General features: G+C 60.0%; 12 protein-coding genes. 5 read left to right on the plus strand and 7 right to left on the minus strand.

Annotation, left to right across the window (positions count from 1 at the left end):
• Positions 1-8 precede the first annotated feature (8 nt).
• A complete protein-coding gene (locus tag AB4O22_RS27060) occupies positions 9-401 on the minus strand; it encodes a glutamine synthetase (RefSeq protein ID WP_223472486.1) in 393 nt (130 codons plus the stop codon).
• A 143-nt stretch (positions 402-544) separates the two neighbouring features.
• Here AB4O22_RS27060 and zigA point away from each other — a divergent pair, with 143 nt between their 5' ends.
• The gene (gene zigA / locus AB4O22_RS27065; RefSeq protein WP_003207005.1) at positions 545-1,753 is read left to right on the plus strand and encodes a zinc metallochaperone GTPase ZigA; all 1,209 of its coding nucleotides are present in this window, start codon (positions 545-547) and stop codon (positions 1,751-1,753) included.
• The gene (locus tag AB4O22_RS27070) at positions 1,753-2,403 is read left to right on the plus strand and encodes a DUF1826 domain-containing protein (RefSeq protein WP_027912850.1); all 651 of its coding nucleotides are present in this window, start codon (positions 1,753-1,755) and stop codon (positions 2,401-2,403) included. The genes zigA and AB4O22_RS27070 overlap by 1 nt, the downstream gene beginning before the upstream one ends.
• On the opposite strand, the gene AB4O22_RS27075 is transcribed toward AB4O22_RS27070, so the two are convergent.
• Positions 2,400-2,753 (minus strand): NADH:ubiquinone oxidoreductase, encoded by a 354-nt coding sequence (locus AB4O22_RS27075; RefSeq protein WP_223472487.1) that lies wholly within the window; start codon positions 2,751-2,753, stop codon positions 2,400-2,402. The genes AB4O22_RS27070 and AB4O22_RS27075 overlap by 4 nt on opposite strands.
• Before the next feature lie 27 nt (positions 2,754-2,780).
• Here AB4O22_RS27075 and AB4O22_RS27080 point away from each other — a divergent pair, with 27 nt between their 5' ends.
• Positions 2,781-3,746 (plus strand): CobW family GTP-binding protein, encoded by a 966-nt coding sequence (locus AB4O22_RS27080; protein ID WP_223472488.1) that lies wholly within the window; start codon positions 2,781-2,783, stop codon positions 3,744-3,746.
• A 12-nt stretch (positions 3,747-3,758) separates the two neighbouring features.
• Here AB4O22_RS27080 and AB4O22_RS27085 read toward each other — a convergent pair whose 3' ends face one another.
• A complete protein-coding gene (locus AB4O22_RS27085; protein WP_223472489.1) occupies positions 3,759-4,181 on the minus strand; it encodes a DUF3301 domain-containing protein in 423 nt (140 codons plus the stop codon).
• Positions 4,182-4,300: 119 nt separating this feature from the next.
• Between AB4O22_RS27085 and pdxY the strand changes: the two genes are divergently transcribed.
• Positions 4,301-5,173 carry a pyridoxal kinase PdxY gene (pdxY, locus tag AB4O22_RS27090; protein WP_027912849.1) on the plus strand — a complete coding sequence of 291 codons (873 nt, stop codon included), beginning with the start codon at positions 4,301-4,303 and terminating at the stop codon, positions 5,171-5,173.
• 49 nt (positions 5,174-5,222) lie between these two features.
• Here pdxY and AB4O22_RS27095 read toward each other — a convergent pair whose 3' ends face one another.
• Positions 5,223-5,708 carry an acyl-CoA thioesterase gene (locus AB4O22_RS27095; RefSeq protein ID WP_003206993.1) on the minus strand — a complete coding sequence of 162 codons (486 nt, stop codon included), beginning with the start codon at positions 5,706-5,708 and terminating at the stop codon, positions 5,223-5,225.
• A gap of 278 nt (positions 5,709-5,986) precedes the next feature.
• On the opposite strand from AB4O22_RS27095, the gene AB4O22_RS27100 reads away from it, so the two are divergent.
• Positions 5,987-7,750, plus strand: coding sequence for a cation:proton antiporter (locus tag AB4O22_RS27100; RefSeq protein WP_223472490.1), 1,764 nt, complete (start codon positions 5,987-5,989; stop codon positions 7,748-7,750).
• A 13-nt stretch (positions 7,751-7,763) separates the two neighbouring features.
• Here the strand turns inward: AB4O22_RS27100 and AB4O22_RS27105 are convergent, their stop codons facing one another.
• From AB4O22_RS27105 to uvrD, 3 genes are all read right to left on the minus strand, one after another.
• Positions 7,764-8,171, minus strand: coding sequence for an SMI1/KNR4 family protein (locus tag AB4O22_RS27105; RefSeq protein ID WP_003187120.1), 408 nt, complete (start codon positions 8,169-8,171; stop codon positions 7,764-7,766).
• Between the two features lie 140 nt (positions 8,172-8,311).
• Positions 8,312-9,187 carry a Tim44 domain-containing protein gene (locus tag AB4O22_RS27110; protein ID WP_223472491.1) on the minus strand — a complete coding sequence of 292 codons (876 nt, stop codon included), beginning with the start codon at positions 9,185-9,187 and terminating at the stop codon, positions 8,312-8,314.
• A gap of 312 nt (positions 9,188-9,499) precedes the next feature.
• Positions 9,500-11,683 carry a DNA helicase II gene (gene uvrD / locus AB4O22_RS27115; protein ID WP_460105853.1) on the minus strand — a complete coding sequence of 728 codons (2,184 nt, stop codon included), beginning with the start codon at positions 11,681-11,683 and terminating at the stop codon, positions 9,500-9,502.
• Between the last annotated feature and the right edge of the window lie 152 nt (positions 11,684-11,835).

Consider the following 11,835-nt stretch of genomic DNA (forward strand, 5'->3'; position numbering starts at 1 on the left):
GTGAAACATCAGCGCGATGAATCCTGGCAACCGTTCATGCGTCCGCATACAAATGCACCCGCACTACCACCAGAACTCGAGAAACGATTGAGGGTCGTCCAGCCCACACGCCGGCTGTATCCGACCCAACTTTCTCCATCCGATGCCAAACCAGTAAAGAAGGTGAGCTGACCGTAACGGCTATTGGTTTGCGCCCAATAACGACGACTGGCCGCTTCAAAACCTCGTAAATAAATGGTGTTTCCCGCCGTTGCGACGCTGTAGGCATTGCCCTGAATGTCCACGCACGCCAGCAGATTTGCACTACGGGTGCAATTCGCCAGGAGAGGGGTTTGGGCCGAAGCGCTTAACCCCCACAGCAACAACGGGCTCGCCAATACGAATTTCAGATGAGTGCGCATGGAGTGATCTCAGGCCAATGAGGGATGGCGGGGGCTGGTTGAATTGTGTTGTTATGCTATAACATAAAACACCGTGACCCTGACCCCAGCCAAACCTGGAAACGAGCCGTAGTCGAAGCGGCCGCCCGATGAGGATATACCTGATGCCCAATCGTCTTCCCGTAACCGTGCTTTCCGGATTCCTCGGTGCCGGTAAAAGTACGCTGCTCAACCACGTTTTGCGTAATCGCGACAATCTGCGGGTTGCGGTGATCGTCAACGATATGAGCGAGATCAACATTGATGGCAGCGAAGTCCAGCGAGATGTCACCTTGAGTCGTTCCGAAGAAAAGCTAGTGGAAATGAGCAACGGCTGCATCTGCTGCACGTTGCGCGAGGACTTGCTCGAAGAAGTCGGGCAACTCGCCAGGGAAGGGCGTTTCGATTATCTGCTGATCGAATCCACAGGCATCTCCGAACCGTTGCCAGTGGCAGAAACGTTCACTTTTCGTGACGAAGAAGGTCGAAGCCTTGCCGATGTTGCGCGGCTCGACACCATGGTGACGGTGGTCGATGGGGTGAATTTCCTGCTGGATTACCAGGCCGCTGAAAGTCTTGCGTCACGGGGTGAAACCCTGGGTGAGGACGATGAACGCTCGATCACTGACCTGCTGATCGAACAGATCGAGTTTGCCGACGTGATTCTGATCAGCAAAATTGACCTGATCAGCCAGCATGATCGGGAAGAATTGATCGCAATTGTGCAACGTCTCAACGCCCAGGCGCAGATCCTCCCCATGGTCATGGGGCAGGTGCCGCTGGGCAGAATCCTCGACACGGGCCTTTTCGACTTCGAACGCGCCGCCCAGGCCCCTGGCTGGCTACAGGAACTGCGTGGCGAGCACGTGCCAGAAACCGAGGAATATGGCATCGCCTCGACCGCCTACCGAGCACGCCGGCCGTTTCATCCCGAGCGCTTCTTCAATTTCATCGACCGTCCCTGGCCTAATGGCAAACTCCTGCGCTCCAAGGGTTTCTTCTGGCTGGCCAGCAAACCTGAGGAAGCGGGCAGTTGGTCCCAGGCCGGAGGCTTGATGCGGCATGGCTTCGCCGGGCGCTGGTGGCGGTTCGTGCCGAAAAACCAATGGCCGCAAGATGAGGAAAGTACAGCGGCGATCATGAAGAACTGGCTTGCTGCCACAGGCGATTGCCGCCAGGAGCTGGTCTTCATTGGTCAAGACATCGACTTCAGCCAGCTCACCGCCGAACTGGACGCTTGCTTGCTCACCGACGCGGAAATGGCCCTCGGTGTTGAAAGTTGGCGCCTGTTGCCGGATCCGTTCGGTCCATGGCATGAAGAGGTCGCGGCGTGATGCTGGCGCCCAATCTGAAAAGGGCAGCGCAGGCACGACAGGTCAAAGGTGATACGCCAGGAGTATTCATGCAGATCCTGGACGACGGCACTAACCTGGCGGTCTGGCAGCGCCGGCTTCCTGCACACATCAGCGATTTTGCGACCATGGTGCTGGCGATGGACCAGTCGCTGGCCGAATCACGTGTGCTTGAGTTGCCGGAGGATGACACGCAGCCGGCGTTGCAAGGCCTGGCTGCAGGTTTCAGCGACCTGCAAGGCTATGAAGGCTTTATCGCCGATGTCTCCTGGCTCGTCAGTGCATTTGCCTGCCTATTGGGTGCCCAACGTGTCGGTCTGCGCCTGCGCACGCTGGACAAGGCGATGTGCCCGCGCTTTCACGTCGACCACGTGCCGGTGCGGTTGCTGACCACCTATGCAGGCGTCGGCAGCCAGTGGCTCGAGGAAGGTGTCATGGACCGTCGACGACTTGCCGAGCCTGAGGCTGAGCCCAGTGATCCGTGCGTGATCCAGCAGTTTCGTTGCGGTGATGTGGGTTTGCTTAAAGGCGAAAAATGGCACGGCAACGAAGGCCTTGGCCTGATCCATCGCTCGCCGGAACCCGCGCCGGGAGAGCGTCGACTGATTCTCACGCTGGATTGGTTGGCTTAAGGCTTGACCCAGGTACCCTGGCTTTTTCCTTCGCAAAATGGCTGCAGATAAGCGGTATCGGTCGCCACGCCGTAATAGTGAATATCCTGGCGGTAAGGCATATTGGCGACTTGGGCATTGCTGCAGATGCCGAACGCGCCGCCAGGGCATTGATCGACGTATTGCACCTCTACTTTCTGACCGGCAAGGTTTGGCTGGCAGAAACCGTCGGCAAACAGCTTCTGCGGGATGTTGCGGTTCTGCTGGCAGACTTTCACATCCAGCCGTTCCGCCTGGCTGTGGACCACACAAGCCTGGGCCAATGCCTGGTTCGAAGTCAGTGCCAGTAACAACCAGCCGATCATTCGCATATTCACCTCCATCGAAAGCCGTCGATTATGTTGCAGCACATTCCCACCCATGTCATCGCCGGTCCCTTGGGCGCCGGCAAGACCAGCCTGATCAGGCATCTGCTGGCGCAGCGACCGGCCAATGAACGCTGGGCGGTGCTGATCAATGAGTTCGGTCAGATCGGCCTGGATGCCGCGTTGCTGACCCAGGCTGGCGATGGTATCGCACTGGGCGAAGTGGCCGGTGGCTGCTTGTGCTGCGTCAACGGCGCGCCGTTTCAGATCGGTCTTGGGCGTTTGCTGCGCAAGGCCAGGCCGGATCGGCTATTCATCGAGCCCTCGGGCCTGGGGCATCCGGCGCAGTTGATGCGCCAGCTGAGCGAAGCGCCATGGCTCGGCGTGCTGGCGGTGCAACCCTGTGTGCTGGTGTTGGATGCCCGGGCGATGGTGGACGGCAAGCCTTTGCCCGACGCGCAGCAACAAACCCTGTCGGATGCCGGACTGCTGGTGCTGAACAAGTCCGAGACCCTCACACAAGCCGATCGCCAACGGCTGGAGGCGCAACTCTCAGGGCGTGCGTTGTACTGGACGCAGCAGGCTGCGCTGCCGATCGATCGATTACCAGGCCTTGCGGCTCGGGGCAGTGGGGTTGTGGATAACTTGAATCTACCGAGGAGCTTGGGCCAGATACCGGCCATCTGGTCCGACCCGACGCTGCCGATCTGCCTGTATCAGCAGCAGGAAGGTGGCTGGAGTATTGGTTGGCGCTGGCACCCCAGCCAGCAATTCGACGCAGCGGCACTGGAGCGATGGCTACAAGGCCAAGACTGGAGACGGGCGAAGATGGTTATCCACAGCGTCGACGGCTGGGTTTCAGCCAATGCGCTGGAGGGGGCGGCGCTGGGCTGGCAAGCCAGTGAGTGGCGCCAGGATTCTCGGATCGAGCTGATTTTCGATCAGGCGCAAGACGTTGATGGTCTGCAAACCGGGCTGGCGAATTGTCGGTGTCGCTGAGTCAGCCCTGTTTCAAGGCTTCCACTTGTTGTGTTCCTGGCGCCACTGGCTCAACTCGATGACTTCAGCCCTGGGCCTGGTGTGGACCGGTTCAATGGGGGGGGGCGGTGTTTCTTCGAAGGGCATCGGGTAGGGCGCCAGTTCGATGTGTGCGCTGTGTGCGCCAAACTGGGTGATGGTGCCTGAATGGCGGCTTTCACCGGTGACGGTGAATTCGAAGGTGTAGACGCGTGCCAGGCGTCGTCGTCCGCTGGCGTCCTTCACGAAACCGATTTTTTTCAGCGCCACGTTGCCGTCCAGCAGCTCGATCTTGAGGTTGGCGCAATGCTGCATGACCCTCGCCAACGCCCGTTCGCGCAAGCCATGGTTGTGCCACAGCCAGGCGCCGCCGGTAGCCAGCAGTATCAGCACGAAAATGTTTCCAAGGGTCAGCATGAACGAAGTGCTCCAACAAGTTGCTGCCAGCTTAACTGTCTCGCCGGTCTGTCGTATAGGCTGCGTTTAGTCGCATACTGCGCGGCTTGAATTTCAATCGTTTTACGGAAACTTCCCGCATGAAACGTACGCCTCATCTGCTTGCCATTCAGTCCCACGTGGTATTTGGACACGCCGGCAATAGCGCCGCAGTGTTTCCGATGCAGCGGATTGGCGTGAACGTTTGGCCGCTCAACACCGTGCAGTTTTCCAATCACACCCAGTACGGCCAATGGGCCGGTGAAGTGCTGGCCCCAGAGCAGATACCGATATTGGTAGAAGGCATTGCGGCCATCGGTGAGCTGGGTAACTGCGATGCGGTGCTGTCCGGTTACCTGGGTAGCGCGGCCCAGGGGCGGGCGATTCTGACGGGCGTGGCGCGGATCAAGGCCGCCAATCCGAAGGCGCTGTACCTGTGTGATCCGGTCATGGGACATCCAGAGAAAGGCTGCATCGTGGCGCCCGAGGTGAGTGAGTTTCTCCTGGAAGAAGCCGCCGCCGTGGCGGACCTCATGTGCCCGAACCAACTGGAACTGGACAGTTTTTCGGGACGCAAGGCGCAGTCTTTGCTCGACTGCCTGGCCATGGCCCGGGCGTTGCTGGCTCGTGGACCGAAGGCGGTGCTGGTCAAGCACCTGGCCTACCCTGGCAAGCCGGATGACAGCTTCGAAATGCTGTTGGTGACCGCCGATGGCAGTTGGCACCTGCGCCGTCCACTGCTGGCTTTCCCGCGCCAACCGGTGGGCGTGGGTGACCTGACCTCGGGGTTGTTCCTGGCACGGATACTGTTGGGGGACAGCCTGGTGGCGGCGCTCGAATTCACCGCCGCGGCGGTGCATGAAGTACTACTGGAAACCCAGGCTTGCACCAGCTATGAACTGGAACTGGTCCGCGCCCAAGACCGGATCGCCCATCCACGGGTGCGGTTCGAGGCTGTGCCGATCAGCCTCTGATCAATGCAAGCCCCATGTGGGAGCGAGCAAGCTCGCTCCCACATGTCGGTCAAGGCCCGTCTGCCTTGATGTCCTGATAACGCTTTTCCAGCTCCTGGCGAATCTGCCGACGTTGCTGGGCTTGTTCGTAGCGGCGTTTTTCTTCGCTGTTTTGCGGCTGCAAGGGCGGCACGGCTGCGGGTTTACGCAGGTCATCCACCGCAACCATGGTGAAGAAGCAACTGTTGGTGTGGCGCACCGAGCGTTCGCGAATATTTTCAGTCACGACTTTGATGCCCACTTCCATCGACGTGTTGCCGGTGTAGTTCACCGATGCCAGGAAGGTCACCAGTTCGCCGACATGAATCGGCTCGCGAAAGATGACCTGGTCAACCGACAGGGTCACCACGTAGCGCCCGGCGTAGCGGCTGGCGCAGGCGTAGGCGACTTCGTCGAGGTATTTGAGCAAGGTGCCGCCATGGACATTGCCAGAGAAGTTGGCCATATCGGGGGTCATCAACACCGTCATCGACAGCTGGGCGTTTCCGGGTTCCATAACGTACTCACGGTTCAAGGCAGCAATTCGGGAGTGCACCTCTGCGGGTGCTGGTGGGTGGCCTGCAAACAGGTCACCAGGTTTTAAAAACCACCGATATCGGGACGCTGCGCCTGTGGTTGCCGTCACGCGCCGATGGATCTGTTTCCATATATTGCACCGTCTTTTTGTCGGAAGTCGCGGTGTTACCCTTCAAAAGCCCGTTGTGAGGGCAATTCCTACAGAGGAAATGGATTTCTCCAGCTCTGCGATGAGTCATTTGAACAGGGAGCTCCGACATGCATGCCATCAGTTTCATTCAAGACTTGGCAATCATCATGATGGCAGCGGGGCTGGTGACCGTGCTCTTTCATCGTTTCAAGCAACCGGTGGTATTGGGCTACATCGTGGCCGGCTTCATCATTGGCCCGCATACGCCACCGTTCGGTTTTATCCACGACGAAGACACGATCAAGACCCTGGCCGAGCTTGGGGTGATCTTCCTGATGTTTTGCCTGGGCCTGGAGTTCAGCCTGCGCAAACTGTTCAAGGTCGGGGCCACGGCCTTCATCGCGGCGTTCCTCGAAATCGTGCTGATGATCTGGATCGGTTATGAAATCGGCCGCTGGTTCAAGTGGAGCACCATGGACTCGCTGTTCCTCGGCGCGATCCTGGCCATTTCCTCCACCACCATCATCGTCAAGGCCCTCAACGACCTGAAGATGAAGAACGAGCGCTTCGCGCAGCTGATTTTCGGGGTGTTGATCGTCGAGGACATTCTGGGCATTGGCATCATCGCCTTGCTGTCGAGCATTGCCGTCAGCGGCACCGTGAGCTCCGGCGAAGTGTTCTCCACGGTGGGCAAGTTGTCGTTGTTCATGATCGTCGCGTTGGTCGTCGGCATTCTGCTGGTGCCGAGGGTGCTGGCCTACGTGGCGAAGTTCGACAGCAACGAAATGCTGCTGATTACCGTGTTGGGTTTGTGTTTCGGCTTCTGCCTGCTGGTGGTGAAGCTGGAATACAGCATGGTACTCGGGGCATTCCTGATCGGGGCGATCATGGCTGAGTCCCGGCAACTGCTGAAAATCGAACGGCTGGTGGAGCCGGTGCGCGATCTGTTCAGCGCGATCTTCTTTGTCGCCATCGGGCTGATGCTCGACCCGGCGATCTTGCTGCAATACGCCTGGCCGATTACGGTGATCACGGGCGCAGTGGTGCTCGGCAAGATGTTGTCCTGCGGCCTCGGTGCCTTTATCGCCGGCAACGACGGACGCACCTCGCTGCGCGTTGGGATGGGCCTTTCGCAGATCGGCGAGTTTTCCTTCATCATCGCGTCGTTGGGGATGACCCTGCAGGTCACCAGCGATTTCCTCTATCCGGTTGCGGTCGCCGTCTCGGTGTTGACTACTCTGCTGACGCCGTACCTGATCCGGGCCGCCGACCCGCTGTCCGTCAAGTTGGCGACGGTCATGCCGCAACGGTTGACGCGGGTGTTGGGGATGTATGGCGAATGGCTGCGCAGCATCCAGCCCCACGGAGAGGGGGCGGTGGTGGCCTCGATGATCAGGCGGATTTTGCTGCAGGTCGGGGTCAACCTGGCGCTGGTCATCGCGATTTTTGTTTCGGGTGGTTTTTTCGCCGAGCGGATGTCGGCGTACCTGCAAGCGTGGATCAGCGACCCGAGCTGGCAGAAGGCATTGATCTGGGGCGGGGCGTTGCTGCTGTCGCTACCGTTCCTGATCGCTGCCTATCGCAAGCTCAAGGCGCTGTCGATGCTGCTGGCGGAGATGGGCGTGAAGCCGGAGATGGCTGGCCGCCACACCCAGCGCGTGCGTCGGGTGATCGCCGAAGTGATCCCGATTCTCTCGTTGCTGGTGATTTTCCTGCTATTGGCAGCCTTGTCGGCCAGCATTCTGCCGACCAACAAGTTGCTCGTACTGATCGCCGTGGTGGCGACTGCCGTGGCGGCATTGCTCTGGCGCTGGTTCATCCGCCTGCATACGCGCATGCAGGTGGCCTTGCTTGAAACCCTGGACAATCACAAGGAGTCGTCCGGGCATTGACCGGCCGTGGGGCTCAGCTTTCCAGCCAGACGTCCCGCGCCCAGTGCCAGACTGATTCCCAGGTTTCTTCGGCGATCAGTTCTTCTTCGGCCTGCCACAGCACCACAGTGCCGTCTTCTTCGACGCAATAATAATCGTCGCCGTCCTGGCAGATCGGGATCAGGCTGCGGTCGACACCGGCATCCCAGGCATTGGCGGCCACATCCGGCAGGTAGGTGTGGGATTGTGGATCGGTGACGGTCACCGGTTCCAGGCTGCCATAGACGACATCGCTGACGGTCAGCAAAAACTCCCTGAAGACGAATGGGATATCGATGAACAGCTGCTCTTCGATCTCTACCAGCAAGTCTTCGTCGGGCAACTCCAGCGGGACCGGTACGGGCTCGTTGGCTTCACGCAATTGTTCGATGATTTCTTCCACGTCCGGGGATCCTCTTTCTCGATGGCGCGGTTTTATATGGAGCGGTTTATACAGTAGCTCGCTATAGATGCAACCGCGAAATAGAAAACCCCGGCCTGAGCCGGGGTTCTTTTATTTCAACATGCAAAACGGGCAAAGGTTCAACCGTTCTGGCGAATACCGGCCACCAGCCAAGGCTGGTCATCGCCTTGGGCACGTTCCATGTTCCAGCTTTCGCTGAACGCTTCGCCCTTGTCGAAGCGAGAATCCTTCGACACACCGCTGAAGGTCAGGGTGGCGATGGTCTTGTCGGCGCGATCGTCGACGCCGTCCAGCTGCACGTGCAGGTTATCGATGTAGGTGGACTGGAAGCCATCACCCAGTTCGGCCCGCTCGCGCTTGAGGAACTCCAGCAGTTGCGGGGTCACGAATTCGGCGATCTTGTCCATTTCGTTCGCGTCCCAATGCTGCTGCAGGGACATGAAGTGGCTGCGCGCGGCTTCGATGAAGCGTTGTTCGTTGAACCAGGCCGGCGCATTGATGACCGGACGGGCGGCCACAGGCGTCGCCGAACCACCGAAGATCGAACCGCTGGCGGGCTGCTGGTTGAACACTTCACGCTGCATCGGCGCATGGCCGGCTGGAGCGAATTGCTCCTGCTGCTTGCGACGACGGGCGGCAATGAAGCGGAAGACCAGGAAGGCGATGACCGCCATGATCAGGATGTCGAAGATCTGCATGCCCTGGAAGCCGTCGCCCATGAACATGGAGGCGAGCAGGCCACCAGCGGCGATGCCGGCCAGGGGTCCGAGCCAGCGCGAAGCACCGCTGGCCTTGGTGGCAGCGCCCGCGGCACCGGCAGCGCCTGCGGTGGCAGCGGTAGAGCCGGCGGCAGAGGACGGTGCCATCTGGCTGGTTTGGTGAGTCGGGGCAGCCCCCGAGCTTTTACCACCGCCAAAGCGCTTGGCGGCATTGGCGTCGATGGCCATCGTCAGACCAATGCACAGCGCCATGGCGATGCTAAGAAAACGTTTCATATAAAGGCATTCCCATTTGTGGATAGCACGCGCGCCATGTTGCACAGCTGAACTGTTGCTGGCTAGCGACAGAGTGTTTCGGGCTTTTGCGTGACAGCTTAGGTTCAGCTTGGGCTGTGCAAGAAGGCTTGTTCGCTTTGGGCTGTAGGAAAAGTAAATAAGTTCGGTCGGAAACTAATGTGGGATAGGGAGAGATACCTGTGGGAGCAAGGCTTGCCCGCGATAGCGATCTGTCTGACGCACCTGTGTCAAATGTGCCACCGCCTCGCGGGCAAGCCTTGCTCCCACAGCAAGGTGCTTCTTACGAAATTTTTAGATCGCTTCCAGCTTGGCATACCCCAGCATCAGCCACTTGCTGCCTTCGCTGAAGTTCACCTGCACCCGCGCCTGGGCGCCAGCGCCCTCGAAGTTGAGGATCACGCCGTCGCCGAATACCGAATGCCGTACGGTCTGGCCGAGGCTGAAGCCGGTTTCCGGGATGTCGCTGCCGCCGAACAGGCTGCTGGTGCTTTGCTGCTGGCCGCCACCGAACGGACGGCTGACACTGTTGGACAGCCGCACTTCCTGGATCAGGCCCTTCGGTACTTCGCGTACGAAGCGCGACACCTTGTTGTAGGTCTCGCTGCCATACAAACGTCGGGTTTCGGCGTAGGTCAGCACCAGATTCTGCATGGCACGGGTGATACCAACGTAGGCCAGGCGCCGTTCCTCTTCCAGGCGTCCCGGTTCTTCCAGGCTCATCTTGTGGGGGAACAGGCCTTCTTCCATGCCCACGAGGAACACGTAGGGGAATTCCAGGCCCTTGGCGCTGTGCAGGGTCATCAGCTGGATGCTGTCTTCGTGTTCGTCGGCCTGGGTGTCACCGGCCTCCAGGGAAGCGTGACCGAGGAAGGCCGACAGCGGCGTCAGGTCTTCGTCTTCTTCGGTGCTTTCGAAGTTGCGCGCGGCGCTGACCAGTTCCTCAAGGTTTTCCACCCGGGCCTGGCCTTTCTCGCCTTTTTCCGCTTCGTGGTAGGCGATCAGGCCGGATTGCTCGATGACGGTCTGGGTCATCAAGTGCAGAGGCATTTCCCCGCACTTGGCGGCCAGGTCTTCGATCAGGTCCATGAAGGCCTTCAGGGCGCCAGCGGCGCGACCGGTCATGCCTTTGTTGGCGACCAGTTGGTGCATGGCTTCCCACATGGACACATGGCTGTGGCGCGCGTGATCGCGAATCGCTTCGACGGTTTTCTCACCGATGCCCCGCGTTGGCACGTTGATCACCCGTTCCAGGGCCGCGTCGTTGCCGCGTCCTTCGATCAGGCGCAGGTAGGCCATGGCGTTCTTGATTTCAGCACGCTCGAAGAAGCGCTGGCCGCCATAGATGCGGTAGGGGATTCGCTCGCGCAGCAAGGCCTCTTCCAGCACCCGCGACTGGGCGTTGGAACGGTACAGGATGGCGATGTCGCTGCGGGCCAGGCCGGTTTTCAGCGCGCTTTCGATGGTTTCCACCACGTAGCGGGCTTCATCGTGTTCGTTGAAGGCGGCGTAGAGATTGATCGCTTCGCCTTCGCCACCGTCGGTCCACAGTTCCTTGCCCAGGCGCCCGGTATTGTTGGCGATCAGGGCGTTGGCGGCCTTGAGGATGCCGGCGGTGGAGCGGTAGTTCTGTTCCAGGCGGATGACTTCGGCGTCGGGAAAATCCGCCGAATACTGGTGAATATTCTCGATCTTGGCGCCGCGCCAGCCGTAGATCGACTGGTCGTCGTCACCCACCACCATCAGGCTGTCGCCGCCCTTGGCGAGCAGGCGCAACCAGGCATATTGCACGGCGTTGGTGTCCTGGAATTCGTCCACCAGTACATGCCGGAAGCGCTTCTGGTAATGGGCCAGCAGGCCTGGGTGGTCGCGCCACAGGTCCAGCGCCCGTAGCAGCAACTCGGAGAAGTCGATGACCCAGGCACGTTGGCACGCCGCCTCGTAGGCTTCGTAGATGCTGCGCATGGTCGCCAGGAACAGGTCGCCGCTGGCCTGGATGTGCTGCGGGCGCAGGCCTTCGTCTTTCTGGCTGTTGATGAACCATTGGGCCTGGCGGGCGGGCCAGCGCTGCTCGTCCAGGCCCAGCTCGCGGATCACCCGCTTGACCAGGCGTTGCTGGTCGTCGCTGTCCAGGATCTGGAAGGTCTGGCTCAACCCGGCCTCCTGCCAATGCGCCCGCAACAAGCGGTGCGCCAGGCCGTGGAAGGTGCCGACCCACATGCCGGCAGGGTTGATGCCCATCAGTTGTTCGATGCGATGGCGCATCTCGGCCGCGGCCTTGTTGGTGAACGTCACCGACAGGATCGAATGGGGCGAGGCGTTCTCGACCTGGATCAACCAGGCGATACGGTGCACCAGCACTCGGGTTTTACCGGAGCCGGCACCGGCCAGGACCAACTGACGACCCACGGAGGCTGCTACGGCCTGACGTTGGGCATCGTTGAGGGAGTTCAGCAGAAGGGAGAGATCATCGCGCATCGGGGCATTCTAGGGTGCGGCGTCACCCCGGGCAAACCGAGCTTTGCATCAGCCGATAAAAGACCGCTTGATGATGACCGGCGGGTCACAGGCTACAGGCGTTGGCGGGACTCGCTCGAAAGGGTCGCCACCCAATGAAACAGCGACTTTTT

It is taken from the genome of Pseudomonas sp. S3_B11, from assembly GCF_054667715.1.

Coding starts and splice junctions, on each gene's coding strand:
- AB4O22_RS27060 (WP_223472486.1), bottom strand. CDS start 401: ATGCGCACTCATCTGAAATTCGTATTGGCGAGCCCGTTGTTGCTGTGG.
- zigA (WP_003207005.1), top strand. CDS start 545: ATGCCCAATCGTCTTCCCGTAACCGTGCTTTCCGGATTCCTCGGTGCC.
- AB4O22_RS27070 (WP_027912850.1), top strand. CDS start 1,753: ATGCTGGCGCCCAATCTGAAAAGGGCAGCGCAGGCACGACAGGTCAAA.
- AB4O22_RS27075 (WP_223472487.1), bottom strand. CDS start 2,753: ATGCGAATGATCGGCTGGTTGTTACTGGCACTGACTTCGAACCAGGCA.
- AB4O22_RS27080 (WP_223472488.1), top strand. CDS start 2,781: ATGTTGCAGCACATTCCCACCCATGTCATCGCCGGTCCCTTGGGCGCC.
- AB4O22_RS27085 (WP_223472489.1), bottom strand. CDS start 4,181: ATGCTGACCCTTGGAAACATTTTCGTGCTGATACTGCTGGCTACCGGC.
- pdxY (WP_027912849.1), top strand. CDS start 4,301: ATGAAACGTACGCCTCATCTGCTTGCCATTCAGTCCCACGTGGTATTT.
- AB4O22_RS27095 (WP_003206993.1), bottom strand. CDS start 5,708: ATGGAACCCGGAAACGCCCAGCTGTCGATGACGGTGTTGATGACCCCC.
- AB4O22_RS27100 (WP_223472490.1), top strand. CDS start 5,987: ATGCATGCCATCAGTTTCATTCAAGACTTGGCAATCATCATGATGGCA.
- AB4O22_RS27110 (WP_223472491.1), bottom strand. CDS start 9,187: ATGAAACGTTTTCTTAGCATCGCCATGGCGCTGTGCATTGGTCTGACG.
- uvrD (WP_460105853.1), bottom strand. CDS start 11,683: ATGCGCGATGATCTCTCCCTTCTGCTGAACTCCCTCAACGATGCCCAA.